The sequence below is a fragment of the Clostridium sp. CTA-1 genome (genome assembly GCF_054768215.1).
This window is the reverse complement of sequence record NZ_BAAAAP010000005.1, coordinates 185779-206211: the sequence shown is the minus strand read 5'-3', so window position 1 is coordinate 206211 and position 20433 is coordinate 185779. Positions and strand designations below refer to the sequence as shown.

At 30.7% G+C, this 20433-nt stretch carries 19 protein-coding genes; all 19 read left to right on the top strand.

Annotated elements, in window-relative coordinates; all coding sequences use genetic code 11:
• Positions 1-90 precede the first annotated feature (90 nt).
• Positions 91-387: a BMC domain-containing protein gene (locus ACYUEW_RS05940; protein ID WP_003358244.1), complete on the top strand. Its 297-nt coding sequence runs from the start codon at positions 91-93 to the stop codon at positions 385-387.
• A gap of 23 nt (positions 388-410) precedes the next feature.
• Positions 411-719, top strand: coding sequence for a BMC domain-containing protein (locus tag ACYUEW_RS05935; RefSeq protein ID WP_012343795.1), 309 nt, complete (start codon positions 411-413; stop codon positions 717-719).
• Positions 720-756: 37 nt separating this feature from the next.
• Complete coding sequence (locus tag ACYUEW_RS05930) at positions 757-2250, top strand: aldehyde dehydrogenase family protein (protein ID WP_460276413.1); 1494 nt, start codon at positions 757-759, stop codon at positions 2248-2250.
• Between the two features lie 49 nt (positions 2251-2299).
• The gene (gene cutC / locus ACYUEW_RS05925) at positions 2300-4840 is read left to right on the top strand and encodes a choline trimethylamine-lyase (protein ID WP_042384851.1); all 2541 of its coding nucleotides are present in this window, start codon (positions 2300-2302) and stop codon (positions 4838-4840) included.
• 163 nt (positions 4841-5003) lie between these two features.
• Entirely contained in the window at positions 5004-5957 is a 954-nt protein-coding gene (cutD, locus tag ACYUEW_RS05920) for a choline TMA-lyase-activating enzyme (protein ID WP_041345748.1), read from the top strand.
• Between the two features lie 39 nt (positions 5958-5996).
• Positions 5997-6350 (top strand): BMC domain-containing protein, encoded by a 354-nt coding sequence (locus ACYUEW_RS05915; protein ID WP_003358362.1) that lies wholly within the window; start codon positions 5997-5999, stop codon positions 6348-6350.
• Positions 6347-6793 (top strand): EutP/PduV family microcompartment system protein, encoded by a 447-nt coding sequence (locus ACYUEW_RS05910; protein WP_003358207.1) that lies wholly within the window; start codon positions 6347-6349, stop codon positions 6791-6793. Before ACYUEW_RS05915 ends, ACYUEW_RS05910 begins: the two co-directional genes overlap by 4 nt.
• A 6-nt stretch (positions 6794-6799) precedes the next feature.
• Entirely contained in the window at positions 6800-7528 is a 729-nt protein-coding gene (locus tag ACYUEW_RS05905) for a cobalamin adenosyltransferase (protein WP_460276412.1), read from the top strand.
• On the top strand, positions 7510-8355 hold the full coding sequence (eutJ, locus tag ACYUEW_RS05900; RefSeq protein WP_460276411.1) for an ethanolamine utilization protein EutJ: 846 nt from the start codon (positions 7510-7512) through the stop codon (positions 8353-8355). Before ACYUEW_RS05905 ends, eutJ begins: the two co-directional genes overlap by 19 nt.
• 77 nt (positions 8356-8432) lie before the next feature.
• A complete protein-coding gene (locus tag ACYUEW_RS05895; protein ID WP_003358168.1) occupies positions 8433-8735 on the top strand; it encodes a BMC domain-containing protein in 303 nt (100 codons plus the stop codon).
• Positions 8732-8995: a EutN/CcmL family microcompartment protein gene (locus ACYUEW_RS05890; RefSeq protein ID WP_003361873.1), complete on the top strand. Its 264-nt coding sequence runs from the start codon at positions 8732-8734 to the stop codon at positions 8993-8995. Before ACYUEW_RS05895 ends, ACYUEW_RS05890 begins: the two co-directional genes overlap by 4 nt.
• Positions 8996-9193: 198 nt before the next feature.
• Positions 9194-9856 (top strand): cupin domain-containing protein, encoded by a 663-nt coding sequence (locus tag ACYUEW_RS05885; RefSeq protein WP_460276410.1) that lies wholly within the window; start codon positions 9194-9196, stop codon positions 9854-9856.
• 20 nt (positions 9857-9876) lie between these two features.
• Positions 9877-10680: a BMC domain-containing protein gene (locus ACYUEW_RS05880; protein ID WP_460276409.1), complete on the top strand. Its 804-nt coding sequence runs from the start codon at positions 9877-9879 to the stop codon at positions 10678-10680.
• Between the two features lie 34 nt (positions 10681-10714).
• Complete coding sequence (locus ACYUEW_RS05875) at positions 10715-12313, top strand: acetaldehyde dehydrogenase (acetylating) (RefSeq protein WP_159035191.1); 1599 nt, start codon at positions 10715-10717, stop codon at positions 12311-12313.
• Positions 12313-12963, top strand: coding sequence for a phosphate propanoyltransferase (locus tag ACYUEW_RS05870; protein WP_460276408.1), 651 nt, complete (start codon positions 12313-12315; stop codon positions 12961-12963). The genes ACYUEW_RS05875 and ACYUEW_RS05870 overlap by 1 nt, the downstream gene beginning before the upstream one ends.
• A gap of 73 nt (positions 12964-13036) precedes the next feature.
• Entirely contained in the window at positions 13037-13327 is a 291-nt protein-coding gene (eutM, locus tag ACYUEW_RS05865) for an ethanolamine utilization microcompartment protein EutM (protein WP_003358305.1), read from the top strand.
• 439 nt (positions 13328-13766) lie between these two features.
• Positions 13767-16943, top strand: coding sequence for a putative mucin/carbohydrate-binding domain-containing protein (locus ACYUEW_RS05860; RefSeq protein WP_460276407.1), 3177 nt, complete (start codon positions 13767-13769; stop codon positions 16941-16943).
• 249 nt (positions 16944-17192) lie between these two features.
• On the top strand, positions 17193-18779 hold the full coding sequence (locus tag ACYUEW_RS05855; RefSeq protein WP_257411472.1) for an AAA family ATPase: 1587 nt from the start codon (positions 17193-17195) through the stop codon (positions 18777-18779).
• Positions 18780-19489: 710 nt separating this feature from the next.
• Positions 19490-19951: a hypothetical protein gene (locus ACYUEW_RS05850; protein WP_460276406.1), complete on the top strand. Its 462-nt coding sequence runs from the start codon at positions 19490-19492 to the stop codon at positions 19949-19951.
• The last annotated feature ends 482 nt before the right edge of the window (positions 19952-20433 follow it).

Below are 20433 nucleotides of genomic sequence, written 5' to 3'. Positions count from 1 at the left end.
AACCTACACAGAATATATAGAAGAGTTAATAATAGAAGTTATAGTTAATAAAAAGTATATTGGGCTAAAATTAGGAAGGAGGAATTAAAAATGAGATATTATGGAGATGAGGCTTTAGGCCTTGTGGAAACAATAGGATTAGTTCCTGCACTTGAAGCTGCAGACAAAATGCTTAAGGCAGCTAATGTTGAATTAATTTCTTATGAAAATATTGGTTCAACCCTTGTAACAATTATGGTAAAAGGGGATGTTGGTGCAGTAAAATCTGCTGTAGAAGCAGGTGCTGAAGCAGCTAGAGCTATCGGTAAATTAACAGCACACAATGTTATGCCACGTCCTATTAGAGAAGTTGGAGATATTGTTTCAGTACACGATATCGATTCATAAAATAGAAAGGAAATGATATACATATGGCAAGATATGAAGCTTTAGGATTAATCGAAACTTTTGGTCTGGTTTTTGCTTTAGAAGCAGCAGACGCTATGTGCAAATCAGCAGATGTTGAACTTATAGGATATGAAAATGTTGCATCAGGTTATATATCTGTATTAGTTCGTGGTGATGTTGGTGCTTGTAAAACAGCAGTAGATGCTGGTGTTGCAGCAGTCAATGGAATGGAAGGTGGAAGCCTATATAGCTCAATAGTTATTCCAAGACCACACGAAGATCTTGAAAAAATAATAAAACGTTATGCCATTACAGATCTTATAACAGAATAGAAAAATGAATTTTTTCTAAAGAAAAGGAGAGAGAAAGATGAATATTATAGATAATGATTTACTCTCCATGCAGGAAGCTAGAATTCTTGTTGAAAATGCCCGAGAGGCACAAAAAAAATTAGCTACTTTCCCACAAGAAAAACTTGATGAGATAGTTGAGCGTATGGCTGAAGAAGTTGAAAAACATTTAAAAGAGCTTGCAAAAATATCTAATGAAGAAACAGAGTATGGAAAGTGGCAAGATAAATATGTTAAAAATCACTTTGTATGTGAGTATTTAAAAAACAAACTCAAAGGTATGAGGTGTGTAGGTATTATCAATGAAGATAAAATTAATAAAACCATGGATGTTGGTGTACCAATGGGGGTTGTTATAGCCTTCCCACCAGCGACAAGTCCAGTATCTACTACTATATATAAAGCATTAATTGCAATAAAGTCAGGAAATACAATTATATTTTCACCTCATAAAAGAGCTAAAAATTCAATTTCTAAAACAGTGGATATTTTAATTAAAGCTGCAGAAGGTGTAGGACTTCCAGAAGGCGCTCTTGCATATCTTCACACAGTAACTGAAAGTGGTTCATTAGAGCTTATGAAGCATAAAGATACATCTTTAATAATGAACACTGGAGTTATAGAAATGCTTGATAGAGCCTATAAATCTGGTAAGCCAGTAATATATGGAGGCAATGGAAACGGACCTGCCTTTATAGAACGTACAGCTGATATAGAAAAAGCGGTTAAAGATATTATTACAAGCAAGAATTTTGATTATGGAGTTGTGTCTGCCGCAGAACAATCAATTGTTGTAGATAGCTTAATTGCATCTGAAGTAAAGCAAGAACTTATTAAAAATGGTGGGTATTTTATGACAGAAGAAGAAGCTTTAAAACTAGGAAAGATTTTGTTTAATCAAAATGGAACCCCAGATTTAGAGATGATTGGTAAGTCTCCACAGTTTTTAGCTAAGAAAGCTGGCTTTCAAGTTTCAGAAGGTGTAAAAGTGCTTATTTCCAATGAGAAGTTTGTTTCTAAGAATAATCCTTATTCAAGAGAAAAACTTTGCCCGGTTTTAGCCTTTTATATAGAGGATGACTGGATGCATGCTTGTGAAAAATGTATAGAATTATTACTTACTGAAAGATATGGACATACACTTGTGATACATTCAAAGGATGAAGAAGTTATTCGTCAATTTGCACTTAAAAAACCTGTTGGTAGAGTGCTTGTAAACACTGCAGGAACCTTTGGCAGTATGGGGGCTACTACTAATTTGTTCCCTTCAATGACATTAGGTAGTGGTTCAGCAGGTCAGGGAATGACTTCGGATAATGTTTCACCTATGAATCTATTATATATACGTAAAGTTGGATATGGAGTTCGCATGGTGGATGAAATTGTTAAAACAGTAAATGATAAAGAGGATTCTATTTCTGCAGTTTTAAATGGGAAGTTAAATGGAAATGAAATAGATAACTATAAGTTATTAGAGAGTATTTTAAAAAAAGTTCTACAGGACTTAAAATAAAAAATCATATTTAATATATGAAATACATTAAAGAATGTGAGGGAATAAATTGGATATACGTGAATTTTCAAATAAATTTATGGAAGCTACTAAAAATATGTCTGATGAAGAACGCGCTGGCTTAATGAAGATGTTTCAAAGTGTTTCTAATGAAATAACAAAAGAAGAACCAGCTACATCAAAGGTTGCGTGTGATAATAATGGTGAAATACCAGATGGAATGACAGAACGTCTAGTTAAGTTAAAAGAAAATTATATGAAACATGTTCCATCAATAACAACTCATAGAGCAAGAGCTATTACTAAAATAGCTAAAGAAAACCCTGGTATTCCTAAATCAGTTTTACGTGGTAAATGTTTTAAACATTGTTGCGAAACTGCACCACTTTTAATTCAAGACCACGAACTTATTGTTGGAGCACCAAACGGAAAACCTCGTGCAGGAGCATTTTCTCCTGATATAGCTTGGAGATGGATGGTTGATGAAATTGATACAATAGGAACTCGTCCACAAGATCCATTCTACATCTCAGAAGAAGATAAGAAAATTATGCGTGAGGAACTATTCCCATATTGGGCGGGTAAATCCGTTGATGAATACTGCGAAGATCAATATCGTGAAGCAGGAGTATGGGAACTTTCAGGAGAATCTTTTGTTTCAGATTGTTCATACCACGCAGTAAATGGTGGAGGAGACTCTAACCCAGGATATGACGTTGTATTAATGAAAAAAGGTATGCTTGACATAAAAAGAGAAGCAGAAGAAAAATTAGCTGAACTTAAATATGAAAATCCAGAAGATATAGATAAAATCTATTTTTACAAATCATTAATTGATACTGCTGAAGGTGTTATGATATATGCTAAACGTATGTCAGATTATGCTGCTGAATTAGCTCAAAAAGAAACTAACCCTAAGCGTAAAGCAGAACTTCAAAAGATTTCTGAAATAAATGCTAGAGTTCCAGCACATAAGCCAAGTACTTACTGGGAAGCAATTCAAGCAGTTTGGACTATAGAATCATTACTTGTAGTTGAGGAAAACCAAACAGGTATGTCTATAGGACGTGTTGACCAATACATGTATCCATTCTACAAAGCTGATATTGAAGCTGGACGTATGACTGATTATGAAGCATTTGAATTATCAGGTTGTATGCTTATAAAAATGTCTGAAATGATGTGGATAACAAGTGAAGGTGGTTCTAAATTCTTCGCAGGTTATCAACCATTTGTAAATATGTGTTTAGGTGGTGTTACTAGAGAAGGCCGTGATGCAACAAACGAATTAACATACCTTTTAATGGATGCAGTTCGTCATGTTAAAATATATCAACCATCTTTAGCTTGCCGTATACACAAAGGATCACCACAAAAATATCTTAAAAAGATAGTTGACGTTATTCGTGCAGGTATGGGATTCCCAGCATGCCACTTTGACGATGTTCATATAAAAATTATGTTAGCTAAAGGTGTTTCTATAGAAGACGCAAGAGATTACTGCTTAATGGGATGCGTTGAACCACAAAAATCCGGAAGACTTTATCAATGGACTTCTACAGGATACACTCAATGGCCTATATGTATAGAACTTGTTTTAAACCATGGTGTACCATTATGGTATGGTAAACAAGTATGCCCAGATATGGGAGATTTAAGCCAGTTTAAAACTTACGAACAATTTGAAGCAGCTGTTAAAGAGCAAATTAAATTCATTACTAAATGGACAAGTGTTGCTACAGTAATTTCTCAACGTGTTCATAAGGAACTTGCACCAAAACCACTTATGTCTATGATGTATGAAGGTTGTATGGAAAATGGTAAAGGGGTAGAAGCAGGCGGAGCTATGTACAACTTCGGACCAGGAGTAGTATGGAGTGGACTTGCTACTTATACAGATTCCATGGCAGCTATAAAGAAATTAGTATTTGAAGATAAGAAATACACACTACAAGAAATGAACGAAGCTTTAAAAGCTGATTTCGTTGGATATGAACAATTAAAAAAAGATTGTTTAGAAGCACCTAAGTATGGTAACGATGATGATTATGCAGATTTAATTGCTGCTGATTTAATTAACTTTACAGAACAAGAACATCGTAAATATAAGACATTATATTCAGTACTTAGTCATGGTACTTTATCAATATCAAACAATACTCCATTTGGACAAATGACTGGAGCTACAGCAAATGGACGTAGAGCATGGATGCCTTTATCAGATGGTATAAGTCCATCACAAGGCGCTGATTTTAAAGGCCCTACTTCTATAATAAAATCTGTTTCTAAGATGTCTTGTGAAGATATGAATATAGGTATGGTTCATAACTTTAAGTTAATATCTGGTCTTCTTGATACACCAGAAGGAGAACAAGGAATCATTACATTATTACGTAGTGCGTGTGCCCTTCAACTTGGAGAAGTTCAATTTAACTATTTAGACAACAAGACTTTAATAGAAGCTCAAAAACATCCAGATCAATATCGTGATTTAATTGTTCGTGTTGCTGGATACAGTGCATTCTTCGTTGAGTTATGTAAAGATGTTCAAGATGAAATTATAAGTAGAACTATGCTTACACATTTCTAATAAAAATTTGATGGAAAATATATAACTTATAGAAAATATATAACTTAGTCCCTTTAAAATAATTTATATAAAGTCTGCAATCTACAGCCTGTTTTGTAGATTGCAGATGTAAATTAAGATATATATTAAAAATCAAAGTAAATGAAACTGGAGAATGAGTAATATGAGTAATGGAAATTTAGGTATAATCGAGAGAAAAGCAAGGATTTTTAATATACAAAAATATAATATGTATGATGGAGATGGAATAAGAACTTTAGTATTTTTTCAAGGATGTCCACTTAGATGTAAATGGTGTGCAAATCCTGAAGGACTAGAAAAAAAATATAGAGTTATGCTTAAAAGTAATCTATGTGTAAATTGTGGAGCTTGTGTTTCTGCATGTCCTGTAGGAATTCATACTATTTCTAATAAAACTCTAAAGCATGAAGTTAATCGTGACATAGATTGTATAGGATGTGGAAAGTGTAAAGAAGCTTGTCTTAAATCTGCTATATCAATAGTTGGAGAAGAAAAAACTATCTCTGAACTTTTAAAAATAGTAGAAGAAGATAGAACCTTTTATGAAATGTCCGGCGGTGGAGTTACATTAGGTGGTGGCGAAGTTTTAATGCAGCCAGAAGCTGCTACTAGTTTACTAATGGCATGTAAGCAAGAAGGTATAAACACTGCAATTGAAACTTGTGGTTATACAAAACTTGAAACAATACTTAAGGTTGCAGAATTTGTAGACTTATTCTTATTTGATATTAAAAATATTAATTCTGATAGACATCATGAATTAACTGGAGTAAGAAATGAGAGGATTTTAGAAAATCTTCAAGAATTACTTAAAAATAAATATAATGTAAAGATTCGTATGCCTTTACTTAAAGGTATAAATGATTCTCAAGATGAGATTGAAAAAACTATGGAATTTTTATTACCTTATAAAGATTATAAAAACTTTAAAGGAATTGATTTACTTCCTTATCATAAGATGGGGGTAAATAAATATAACCAATTAGGAATGGAATATCCTATAAAAGATGATCCAAGTCTTAAAAATGAGGATTTAGATAGGATAGAATCTTGGATTAAAAAATATGATTTACCTGTAAAGGTGATCCGCCATTAAATAATTTTCAAATAGATAATAAGATGGAAGGTAAGGTTTATGGGAGATTTTTCTGATAGAAATATACAGCGTGTTATACAAGAGTCAGTGCCAGGAAAACAGATTACTATAGCTCATGTTATTGCATCACCAATGCCTGATATATATGATCGTCTTGGAATTGATGAAAAAGGAGCAATAGGTATTTTGACTTTATCACCCTTTGAAACAGCTATTATTGCTGCAGATATTGCTACAAAGGCCTCTGATGTTGAAATTGGATTTCTTGATCGTTTTACAGGCTCTGTTGTAATAAGTGGTGATGTTCAAAGTGTTGAAACAGCTCTTAGTGCAGTTAATGATACGCTAAAGGATATGCTTGGATTTACCACCGCTCCCATTACAAGAACATGAGAAAAAAGCGCATAATGGTAATTGGCCCTTCAAAATGCGGCAAAACTACATTAGTTAATGCATTAAATGATTATGATGGTCCATTAAGGCGAACACCAGATTTAATTTATGGTAAGAATACCATTGATGTTCCAGGTTCCTATATAGAGAATGCATGGATGTACAAACATATAATTGCAGCAGCTCAGGATGCATCTTGTGTGCTTATATTGGTTGACCAATCTAATTGCACTGAAATATACTCCCATGGATTTGCAAAGTCTTTTAGATGTCCAGTAATTGGGGTTATAACAAAATGTGATTTGATGCCTAAAAATAAAGAAAAATGTGAAATGCAATTAAAAAAAATAGGGGTATCAGAGCCATATTTTCATATTAGCTTTGAAATGGGAACAGGAATTGATGCTTTAAAAAAGTATTTATTTGAAAAAGGTGAGGAGTAAAGGTCAATGATGAAATTTATTACGGAAGAGTATTTAAGAGATTTATATAGAAAAGAACCTTTTAATACCTACAAGTTAGAACAAGGACAGCGCCTTACCCCTGGAGCAGCTGAGTATTTATCTGATAAAGGAATAAAATTGAGTGATGATTCAAAAGTAAATAAGTCTTCAAAAGTAAATGCGAATATTTCCCCAAAAAGCTCAGGAAAAATACCGGAAGAAACATCTAAGGAAATAATAAAAGATGTGGGAAATAGTGATGTAAATTTCGATTTGAATAAGAAGCTTTGCTTAAAATTGAAATCCATGGAGGCTAAATTTCTTGTTGTTAGTAGTGAAATATTAAAAGAAGATATTATTTTAGCACAGAATATTATAAATTTAGGTAGGAAAATATCAAACATCAGAAATGTTTTAGATGGAAAAGGTACTCTTGAACCTATTTATTTAAAAGAATGTACCGGGATGAATTCATCAAATTCTGAAGCGGATCTTGATGATTGTTTTGAAATAACAGAATTTCATATGCAACTTCCAAAAAGCAATGCAATTTTAAAAATGAACGTACTTCGTTGTGCGGTGCAGGAATTACAGTTTGAAATAATTGACACATATAAAAGTGATGATGAAAGTTTAAAAAGCAAAATTATGGACAATGTTAATTTAATAATTAATTCACTGTCCCAATTAATTTGTTTAGCAGTAGGAGGAAAAGAATGTCAGAGGAAAAATTAACTTTTGAATATTGTGATAATATGGTTCGAAAGTTTGAAGAAGTTATAGAAAAACCAATTGTTAATGGGTCTTCTGTTTATTACACAGGTGTGGACCTAGGTACTGCCTGTGTGGTATTAGCTGTTTTAGATGAAAACTACAACCCAGTGGCGGGTGCATATAGATATGCTGATGTAGTTCGTGATGGTATGGTTGTTGACTATATTGGAGCAGTAAGGATTGTGAGAGAACTTAAAGAAGAAATTGAAGAAAAATTAAATACAGAACTTATTTATGCTGCTGCTGCAATTCCACCTGGAACGGATGCCTTAGATTCTGGAGCAATTAAAAATGTAGTTCAATCAGCAGGATTTGAATTGACATGTCTTTTAGATGAACCTACTGCTGCCAATGCTGTACTTAAAATTAAAAATGGTGCAGTTGTAGATATCGGTGGTGGAACAACTGGAATATCAATTTTAAAAGATGGAAAAGTTGTTTATGTTGTTGATGAACCTACAGGTGGTACTCATTTTTCATTAGTTATTTCAGGTGCATATGAAATGCCTTTTAATAAAGCAGATGAATACAAAAGAGATAATAAAAATCACAAGGAAATTTTACCAGTACTAAAACCAGTGGTTGAAAAGGTGTCATCAATTATTAATAATCATATTAAAAATTATGATGTTAATGAAATTTCTTTAGTAGGTGGTACTTGTTGTTTAACAGGAATTGAAGAAATTATTGAAAAGCAAACAGGAGTATATACTCACAAGCCTAGAAATCCTATGTTCGTTACACCACTTGGAATAGCATTAAGCTGTACACAAGATATTATAGAATAAGACACATGAAAATAAATATACTGCCATTTTTGACTTGTTATTTATTTTCATGTGCCTAATAAGGAGAGTGTTTAAAAGTGGATTTTAGAATTATAAAATCACCTTCTAGTAGCACTAAAGATATTCTTAGAAGACGAATGGGTGGAAACTGCAAAACGGATTTAGAAAGTGCTGATGCAATAGGACTTGTTCAAGGTAAACTTATCGATATGATTTATGCTGCAGATATTGCTGAGAAAGCTGTTGGAGTTACCGTTGAAGATATTAGAGGTACATGTCCTCAGCACATGGTTTTACTTGGTATTTTTGGTGACACATCATCAGTTGAAGCCGCATTAAATGAGATTAAATTAAAAATGAAAGAGGTAAAAGCAATATGATAGCAGCGAGACTTATTGATAATGTATGGGCCACTAGAAAAGCAGAATCCCTTAGCGGACTTAAATTTATGCTTGCTGAGGAAATTGGTGGGATAGATGAAGGACGCAGATTTATTGTTGTTGATATTATCAGTGCAGGTATTGGTGACAGAGTTATTGTTAGTACTGGATCATCTGCTCGCAGAATGTTAGGTGATGATAATATTCCTGTAGATGCAGTTGTTATTGGAATAATTGATGAGGATTGCAATTTTGGTTAGAACACAACTTTCTTAAAATAAGCATAATATTTAAAACACATGCAAAATCTTAAATAAGCATGCAAAATCTACAATTTTGAAGTGATCACTTACACAGAGTATTGGTTTTGATATGCTAGCTTACTCATTCTATTATATGAGAAGGAGTTTTATATAGAGATTTTGATATTATTTGAGAATTTGAAAGGATGTGAGAACATGAAAAAATTAATCGCTGCAAAGGACATTGAAGCCATAATATTAAAGGGTGAAAAAGTGCTTTATGTAGATGGCACTGAAATAATTACACCATCAGCTAAGGATCTTGTAAAAAATAATGGAATAGTAATTACTACAGAAGCTCCTACACCTAAAGTAGAGCATTTAATAGGTAAAAATGTTCCAAGTATAGAGGGCATTGATAGTGAAATGATGCTTAAATTCCTTAGAGCAATGATGGACAAGGGTCTTCTACAAGAAATGCTTCAATGTTTAAAAGGGAAGGATCTTCCATTTAAAGCTGAGTGTGATCCTAATGGACTTAAAGTTGTTAGAGGAAATTCAGTAAAAATGGATGTATTTGATACTGGTAATCCAAATGCAAAGGTTCAATTTCAAGAATTGGTAAGTAAAGAAGAATCAAAAATGAGTGCAGGATTTTTAATTATCGAAAACTCAAAATTTGATTGGGAATTAACTTATGAAGAGATTGATTATGTTATTGAGGGAACTTTAACCGTTGAAATTAATGGAAAGACATATACAGCTTATCCTGGAGATGTATTGTTTGTACCATCAGGTTCTAAAGTGGTTTGGGGATCCCCAGATAAAGCTAGGGTATTTTATACAACATATCCAGCAAATTGGGCGGATCTTTTATAGAAGATTAGGAGGATTTACCTATGCAAGCGCTTGGTTTAATAGAAACAAAGGGATTACTTGCAGCTGTTGAGGCAGCTGATACAATGGTGAAATCAGCAGATGTAAGTATTATCGAAAAAACTTATGTAGGTGGCGGCCTTGTTACAATTTCAGTTACAGGGGATGTAGGTGCAGTAAAAGCATCTATAGAAGCTGGAGTAGCAGCTGTAAAAAAACTTGATGAAGGATTTTTAGTCTCAGAACATGTAATTCCACGTCCCCATGAAGAACTGGAAAGCATAATAGGACCTAATACTCCACCAGAAGATCCATCATCTAATGATAATACAGAAAATGTGGAAGATGCAGAAGATACAGAGGCTGTAGAAAAAGCAGAGGATACAGAAAAGGTAGAAAATACAAAAGCTGTAGACAGTGTGGAAGATACAGAATCCGTAGAAGTTACAAAAGATATAGTAGATGCAAAGAATGTAGAAAATACAAAAAAAGCTGAAACTGTAAAATATGTAAAAGCTGTAGATAACACAGAACCTGTAGATGTAGATACTAAAAATAATATTAAAGAAAATCAACATGGATTAGATGGGGATTTAGATAAACTACATAAGTTAAATTTAGAAAATCTAAACAAAGAAGATGTAGACAATTTAATAAGACAAAATGGTATAGAAAAAACCATTTTAATATTAGCTAAGCTAAAAGTTGTTAAGCTTAGAAATCTAGCTCGTGAATATAAGGATTTTGGAATTGCAGGTAGAACAATTTCAAAAGCAGGCAAAAATCTATTAATTAACAAATTTAAATTATATTACGAGAAAAATTAGCTATTTTAAAGGTTACGAAAGGAAGTAAGGAATAATGGAAAACTTTGATAAGGATTTGCGTTCAATACAACAAGCGAGAGATCTTGCTAGACTTGGAAAAGTAGCAGCTGATAAAATTGCTGATTATACTGAAGAGCAAATTGACAAAATTTTACGTAATATGGTAAGAGTTGCAGAAGAAAACGCTGTTTGTTTAGCACAAATGGCAGTTGAAGAGACAGGCTTTGGTAAAGTTGAAGATAAAACTTTCAAAAACCACTTAGCAGCTACTATACTTTATAATTCAATTAAAGATATGAAAACTATAGGTGTAATTAATGAAGATAAGGAAAATAAGCTTATAGAACTTGCTGAACCAGTTGGCTTAGTTATGGGTATAGTACCTTCAACAAACCCAACTTCTACCGCAATTTTCAAGGCTATGATTTCAATCAAATCTCGTAATGCTATAGTGTTCGCACCACATCCAGCTGCTGCAAAATGTACAATTAAAGCAGTTGAATTAATGAGGGATGCAGCAATAGAAGCTGGAGCACCAGAAAACATTATAAGTGCTGTAACTATTCCAACAATTGGAGCTACAAATGAATTAATGAAAAGCAAAGAAGTAGCTATAATAATAGCTACAGGTGGTCCAGGAATGGTTAAAGCAGCTTACAGCTCAGGAACACCAGCTATTGGTGTTGGTGCAGGAAACTCTCCAGCATACATTGAAAGAACTGCTGATGTAGAAAAAGCTGTTAAAAACATTATTGCAAGTAAAACTTTTGATAATGGTACAATCTGTGCATCAGAACAATCAATAATCTGTGAAGAATGTAATCATGACCTAGTTGTTGCAGAATTTAAAAAACAAGGTGGATACTTCATGACAGAAGAAGAAACTGAAAAAGTTTGTAAACTATTATTCAAAAAAGGCAATGCTATGAATGCTAAATTTGTTGGAAGAAGTCCACAAGTTATTGCAAGTGCTGCAGGATTCACAATTCCAGCAGGAACTAAAGTACTTATAGGAAGACAAAATGGAGTAGGAGAAGGTTACCCATTATCTTTTGAAAAACTTACAACAGTTCTTGGATTCTACACAGTAAAAGATTGGCATGAAGCATGTGAATTAAGTATTGAATTACTTCAAAATGGAATTGGTCACACAATGAGCATCCATACTGAAGACAGAGATATGGTTATGAAGTTTGCTAGAAAACCAGCTTCTCGTATCCTTGTTAACACTGGTGGAACTCAAGGTGGAACAGGTGCAAGTACAGGACTTAATCCTTCATTTACTTTAGGATGCGGTACTTGGGGCGGAAGCTCAGTATCTGAAAATGTTACTCCAAAGCACCTTATGAACATTAAAAGAGTTGCTTATGGTATAAAAGATTGCACAAACTTAGCATCTAATGACCCAACTTTTAACTGCATAAAAACTGCTGAAAACTGTCATGGAGTTCAAAATCAATTTATGAATATGAGCCCAGCACAAATTGCAGCAGCTGCAGAAGTTTTAAATAAGGCTAATAATTGCGCTGAAAGTAGTAATACTTGCACTGAATGCAGTAGTGAAAATACAAAAAATGAAGAACTTTTAGATTTAGTTAATCAAATAGTTGCCGCTATGAAGGGGGCAAACTAATGGATAATTGTGAAGAAGTATTAAAACTTTTACTAGAAGCTGTTAAAGGTAAAGAATTAAATAATGCAGTTAACAGAAATTCATCTGAGGTTCCAGTAGGGATTTCTAATAGACATATACATCTTTCACAAAAGGATTTAGATAGTCTTTTTGGCGAAAATTATGAGCTTACTAAGATCAAAGATTTATCTCAACCTGGACAATATGCTTGCAAAGAAGTTGTAACAATTTGTGGACCAAAGGGTGCAATTGAAAAAATTAGAATCCTAGGCCCTGTAAGAAGCAAAACTCAGGTTGAAGTATTAGCAGGAGACTGCATTAAGCTTGGATCCGTATCCCATGTAAAATTATCTGGAGATTTAAATAGAACATCTCCTATTACAATAGTTGGACCAAAGGGTTCTGTTCAACTAGAAGAAGGATTAATAGTTGCCCAAAGACACATTCACATGACACCTGAAGATGCTAAAAATTTAGGAGTACATGATGGAGAAATAGTGTCAATAAAATTTGAAGATTTAAGAGGCGGAATATACAATAATGTAGCTGTTAGAGCTAATGACGCTTCAAGCCTTGAATGTCATCTTGACATTGAAGAAGCTAACGCAATGGGTATTAATTCAAAGTCAAAAGTAACAATAGTAAAATAAAAAATTAAATAAATAATTGCTTATAATTAAAAATTAAAATAAATAAAAAAAGATATTTTAGGAGGATTTTAAAATGAAATATGATGCATTAGGAATGATAGAAACAAAAGGATTAGTAGGATCAATAGAAGCAGCAGATGCTATGGTTAAAGCAGCAAACGTATATTTAATAGGTAAAGAATATGTTGGAGGCGGACTTGTAACTGTTATGGTTAGAGGTGATGTTGGAGCTGTTAAAGCTGCTACAGATGCTGGTGCTGCAGCTGCACAACGTGTTGGAGAATTAGTATCAGTTCACGTTATACCACGTCCACACTCTGAAGTTGAAGTAATTCTTCCATCATCTAAAGAAGTTGCAAAATAAGATTTAAAATAAGAAAACGTCGCTAAATCTAATTTAGCGGCGTTTTTATTTAAATAACTCCATTTATTCTATCACAATAACCATTCATACCATTTTAGTTAAAAATAAACATATCTATGGTAAGCTCTAATTAACACCTATTACAAGTGTTTTCCACACCTTTACTTACATATTTTAGTTTATTGTTATAAAATAGTATATTTTATTTATAAATTTTATATTTATATTAAATTTTATATTAAACTTTATAATTTTAATTCGAAAAATATAATATACATATGGTTTAAAATTCATTTTTTGTTATTAATATATAAATGAATTTTAATATACAATTTATGTCTGTTAATAAGTATTAAAAAATATATTCTATGTTTATTGTTATATTTTAAAATTTATATAATTTAACAGACTTAATTTACAATAAAAGGGGGACAAGCCAATGAAAGGTTTTATGAAATTTTTAATGCTTCAAGTATTATTCATTTGTGCTATATGTGGAACTGCAACAAATGTTTATGCTGATGAAGTAAAGCAAAAAGAACTTTATACCTTAGAAAATCCTACTTGGTTTAAAAAAACTGGTTTTTCTAAAGGACTTGGTCATGATAAACAAGATTTAGGTATAATTTTACCTGCAAATGTACAGTTAACAATTAGACAAGTAAATCCTAATTTTAAAGGGAATTTAACTGTAAGATTATTAAATGATAATAATCAACATGAGACATCTAAAACATTTAATCAAACATCAACTACTATATCAACTCCATACAGCTCCGTTCCATTTGTAGATACGGTTTATGGTGGTAGTGAAAAACCTAAAATTGAATATAGGGTAACTAGCAGCATGCAAACTTTGCCTATTTATAAAAGAGGACAAAATGAACAATCCTTTTTTAATGAGTGGGACAAAGCATCAGCTCCTTTTGCTTTAGTAACAGATGACTATTTTCAATTATTAGTTCCACAAAAAGATAAAGCTTACATGAAAAATATGAAAGATTTTTCTTCTATTGATAAATTAATTCTTTATTATCGTGAAGTATTTGAGTATTACAATAAGTTAGCTGGAATCAGTTTTAATACAAATGTTCAAACTGATAAAAATGTTCCTAATAAATATTTTATAAAAGCTGACAAGAGTGGTCCTGGTGGTGGTTATTATGGTGGCAATCATACTGCAGAAACTTCAGATTCAGTAGCTAGCTTTTGGTTAACAAAAGGTTGGGGAGCCTTACATGAAATTGGTCATGGATATCAAGACGATTTCACTAGAGGGGAAGTTTGGAATAATATATATGCTCATAGTCTTCAGAAAAAAGATCCAGATATAGATATTTTTAAAAATGGATGGTTATATGATTATGGCAAAAAAGATGTCGTTGATTATAATGTAAATAAACTTTGGCATCAAGATAAAGCAGCTTTTAATACTTGGGAGTTAAGAGAGCAGCTATACGGATATGTACTTATGAAGGATAAAGCTGGTGATGATAGTTTTACTCATTTTAATCAAGAATATCGTAAATTAGCAAATACTTCTGGTTTTAATACATCCGACTATAAACAATTTGATTTAATCAGTAAAGCTTATGGAGAAATAAGTAAACTAGATTTTACACCAGTTATAGAATCCTTTGGAGGAGTCATGACCTCTTGGCAAAAGGAAGAAAACAGATATAAAAATTATAAACCTGTTGCACCATTAAATGAGGTTGTTTCTACTAGTCAAGTTTCTCAAATACAACAATCATTGAAATTAGAAACTCCATTATCTTTAGTAGCTACAGAGGATTTAGCTACCACTGGTTTAAAAGGGGATGTAACTTTAAATTTTAAAATTGATGATTTCAATCAAATTAAAAATCAAACTCTTTATGTAATGAATGGAGAAAAAGAAGTTAAAAAAATTGCTATTACAAATCAAACTCTTTCTCTAGGTCAATTACCAGCAGGTATTTATACTATTTATAGTACAAATAGTTCTAATAAATCATATACACTTCATAACCATTATTTAAAAGTTAAAGAAGCTAATAATAATGTAACTTTAAATTATAAATTACGTACAAAAAGTACTTTAGTAAATCAAGAAATAGATTTCTTAGGAATATCCGATAGTTTGTTTGCTACAGCCAATGTAGATTTAGAAAACGAAAAATTGAATATAAACGTTTTTGATAAATCACCACATTATTATTTTCCTAATGAAGAGTATGTTAAAATTGAAATATTAGATAAAAATAATAATGTTACCTATACAAAATCAATTACTGGTACAAATGCAATATTAGAAAATAGTAGCCAAACTTTAAAGGAAGGTTATAAAATTAGAGTATATCACTGTGAGCCATCTCGCTTAAAAATTAGAGATAATAAAACTGCTCTTACTAATAATAAGACTAATACATTAGTTGTTACTAGCCAAGGACTCAAAAACGAAAGCTTAAATCAAAATCTAAATCAAGAATTAGCAGGAAGAATTGATAATTTTGCAACTAAAATTTCTGCGGAAAAGCTTATGGCTCAAAGCGATTGTGCAGAAGCTAAGATAGAGATAAAACTTGCAATAGATGCATTAACAGAACCTTTAAAAAGTGAAATGTTAACAAAATACAAGGACCTTTTGTCAGATTCAACAATAAACAAAGAAAATCCAGATGAAGGTTCAGCTTTTACATTTGATTTTAAAGGATATAGTGATCAGCAGTTTGCTAAACTAGATTTAAATCTTGATAAATTAACTAGTAAACTTACTGTCCAAAATATAAAAACTCATTATTATTTTAATGACAGCTATGCATTAATTTTAATTCAAGACAATTCTGGACAAACTGTTTTCTATAAAGATTTCATAGGTAATAAAGTAAATGATGCTATGGTTAAAGACATTCCTTTAAAAGAAGGATACTACTTAACAGTTAAACACAGAGAATATTCAAATAGACTTTTTATAACAAATACAGATAAAAATTTAGCCCTTGATAAAGGAGCAACTAACACATATAAAATTAGTAAAAATCAGTTAAATCCAATTAGTGAAAGTGAAATACCAGACCCTAATAAAAGCCCTTATATAGGTAAACATTTTGATTTTACTTTTAAAGGTCTAGGAGATTGGCTATTTGGACAATTAACCTTAGACTTATCATCTAATCAAGCTAAGATTGACATAAAGAAAGGTGAACCACATGTTTACTTTGATGATAGTTATGCATCACTTTTAATTAAAGATAATGAAGGAAATATTGTTTATACAAAGGACTTTATAGGAAATAAAACAAATGAGGCTTTAGTTAAAAATATTCCTATTAAGACTGGATACTATATTACAATAAAACACCAAGAATCAGAAGATAGATTATTAATTACTAATTTAGATAATAAATTAGAGCTAGAAAAAGGCGATAGCATAACTTATAAAATTACTGATAATGGACTAATAAAATCATCTGAAGATGAAATTCCTAAATTATCTGAAAATCAGTGGAACTCTAATAAAAGCTATAATGCAGGAGATAAGGTTAGCTATAAAGGAAAGATTTATAAAGCAAAATGGTGGTCACAAGGATTTGCTCCAGATACAAAAGTACAAAATTCATGGGAGACACCTTGAGAGTTAATAAGTTAGAATTAGTATATTAATAAAATTAAATATATAAATTATTCAAGTGTATTGGGTTAGAGGTGTATTTTTCTCTAACTCAATATTTTTTATATGTATAGTTATTATTTGTTAGCCTGCAATATTAAGGACAAATAATTAAAGGAATATTAGTATTTCGTTAATGAAGTGTAATGCTCTTTTTCTGTTTAAATAGCTTATTATATGGTAATATAATAGTGTAAGGAGCGTGAAAGTTATATGGAAAAGAGATTTAATGTAACTGGAACCTGTATACCAGAAAAACACTATATGGTAGATATATCAAATAAATTAGATAGTATATTAAAGCTAGTAAATAATGAAGAGTATTTTATTATAAATAGACCAAGACAGTATGGAAAAACAACTACTTTGTATTTGTTAGAGAAAAGATTGAATAGAATGGAAGAATATTTACCTATAAAAATAAGTTTTGAAGCGATAGACACAGAGGGCTATAGTGAAGTAAAAAAATTTTTAAGTAGTATAATGATGCAAATAGTTAACTATTTTAGATTTTCAACTAACAAAGAAATGTATAAATTTATTAAAAATCATGAGAATAAAATTACTACTATGAATGAGTTTAATAGTTTTATAACAGATTTAATTGAATTCGCAGAAAAAAAAGTAGTTTTAATAATAGATGAGGTTGACAAAAGCAGTAATAATCAACTTTTCCTAGATTTTTTAGGAATGCTAAGAAGTAAATATCTATTAAGAAATGAAGGAAGAGACTATACTTTCCATAGTGTAATTTTAGCAGGAGTACATGATGTTAAGACTTTAAAATTAAAAATTAGATCTGATGAAGAACATAAATATAATAGTCCATGGAACATAGCTTCGGATTTTGATGTAGAGATGAGCTTTTCAATAAGTGAAATAAAAACTATGTTAGATGATTATGTAAAAAATAAAAAAGTAGATTTGGATAAAGAATATTTTGCAGAAAAGCTATATTTTTATACCTCAGGGTATCCTTTTTTAGTAAGTAAACTTTGTAAAATTATAGATGAAAAAATAATGAATCAAAATGAATTGAAATGGGAGAAAGAATACTTAGAGTTAGCAGTAAAGGAACTTTTAAATGAAAGCAATACTAATTTTGATAGTTTAATTAAGAATATAGAAAACAACAAAGAATTATCTGAATTAGTAGATAATCTTCTTATAAAAGGGATACAGTTAAATTTTAATATCCATAATCCAGATATAAATTTAGGTTATTTATATGGAATATTTAGAAATGAAAAAGGAAATTTAAAAATAAATAATAGGATATATGAACAACTTATATATGATTATAGAATATCAAAGATTCAAACTTCATCTAATTTTGTTAACTATAATAGTAAAGAAAATTTTATAGATTCCAATGGGGATTTAAATATTAAAAAAGTACTATTAAAATTCCAAGATTTTATGAAACATGAGTATTCACAAAAAAGAGAAGCTTTTTTAGAAGAGGATGGCAGGTTAGTTTTCTTAGCATTTTTAAGTCCTATTATAAATGGCAGTGGATTTGCATTTAAAGAGGTAAAGGGTGGAGAAGAAAAAAGATTTGATATAGTTATAACCTATAATAAAAAAATGTATATTCTAGAACTTAAAATATGGAGGGGAGAAGAATATCATAAAAAAGGGTTGATACAGTTAGGAGAATATTTAGATCAGTACGGATTAGAGGAAGGATATCTTTTAATATTTGACTTTAGAAAAGCTGCAAGCTTAATAGGCATAGTAGAAGAAACCTATGTGGATATAGAAGAGCATAGGAAAAAAATAATAGAAGTTTATTGCTAAAATGATAGTAGGATTGATATAGAAGAAATTAAGAATATATATAATATTAAAATCACATTCATTATTTATTGATTTTATATTAATAAGTGAACATGGAATAATTAAATAATATATAGATATGTTTTAAGTTTAAAAGCTCTCACATTGTGGGAGTTTTTGTTTTTCTAATTATTAAGTTGATTTTTACCAAATGACTACTCTTCACGATACTTCGATTTTTTTCAAAGAGGGAGTAAAGAGCGGCTGAGGATAAAGGGAAAGATGGGAGTGGGTATAGGGGCAAAGCTAAAGGCATAAAGCAGAAAAAATAAGGAAAATGGAGTTAGGTTACTTAAATATAATTATGTAAAGTAAAAATAAAAGTAAACTTAAAAAATTACTATAATATAATACAATTCTTTAATATATTAATATACAATATCTATCATAAAAATATTAAATGATTTGCATAGTTATTAGATTATTATAAAGTTATGTTTCTAGCTTAAGTAGCTTAATTTAAAATATACAACAAATTTTTAATTTTAGAAGAAATAAAAGAACATATAAAGAATTATGTACAAGCTAAAGGATTAACCAATATCAAGTATTGGGAGTTTAAATATTAAGTTATAATTTAAAAAATTAAATAGGGGTAGGAATTAAACTATGTATTTCTATATCTTAGTTGTACTATTGTTTTATTACACTAGTATAAAAGAGGGCTAATTATGAAAGCATGGAGGGATAAACTGGACAAACTCCTAGATGGTGAGTATAAGCTATTTGAGGAAGACTACAAGATTACTTATCCATGCGTTTTAAAGAGAGGCAGAAAAAGAATAAAAGGAAGAATAGATATGGATAGGATAATTAATTTAGTAGCTGGAATAAAAGTAGGTTATATGAATAGGCGGACACTAATGTTGGATAAAAAACTATATTCAAAGACAGAAGGTAGATTATATAGATATTTTAGAGATATAGAAGAAATAGATAAGCTTGAAAATAGATGCATGGAATTAGAAAAAGCAAAAGAAAGTTTAAGGCAAGATATAAGAAATATAAATATAAGTATAGATGCAGAGTTAGGAATGGCAATAGGATATGAAGAAAGAGTACAAACTTCTAATACTGGAATAAGTAGAGCAGAACAAGGGATTATAAAACAAATAGAAGGAATGGAAAGATAATGGAAACATATAAGAAAGCGTGTTCCTAAAGAATTTGAAATCTTTGATGAAGATATATAATTAACATTGGATATCACTAAATTTCTACTTGATATAATTGGAGTGTAGTATTTATATTTAGCGTAACAATTGAAAAACGAATAATTTACTTGAGTACCGTATTATTAAAAATTTTAATTTTATGGTGGTTGCATGTCTTATTTCAAATATATAAAATAAAAACGTCCAACGAAATCGCAACAAATTTAGAATTTAAGTGTGTTATAATAGTAGCATAGAAATAGCAGGGACTTATCGTACAAGGTAGCTGCTAAAATAAAAATAATATATTGTGTATGTACTAAAAAGGCACTTGGTTAATTCCAGGTGTCTTTTTATATTAAAGTAAGCAGATTAATATAAAACATATCATTCTTTAATATAAGTTTAGTTATCATAAAAAAAATCAATAATTTTGTAAGATATAAGAGAATTTGTGGGAA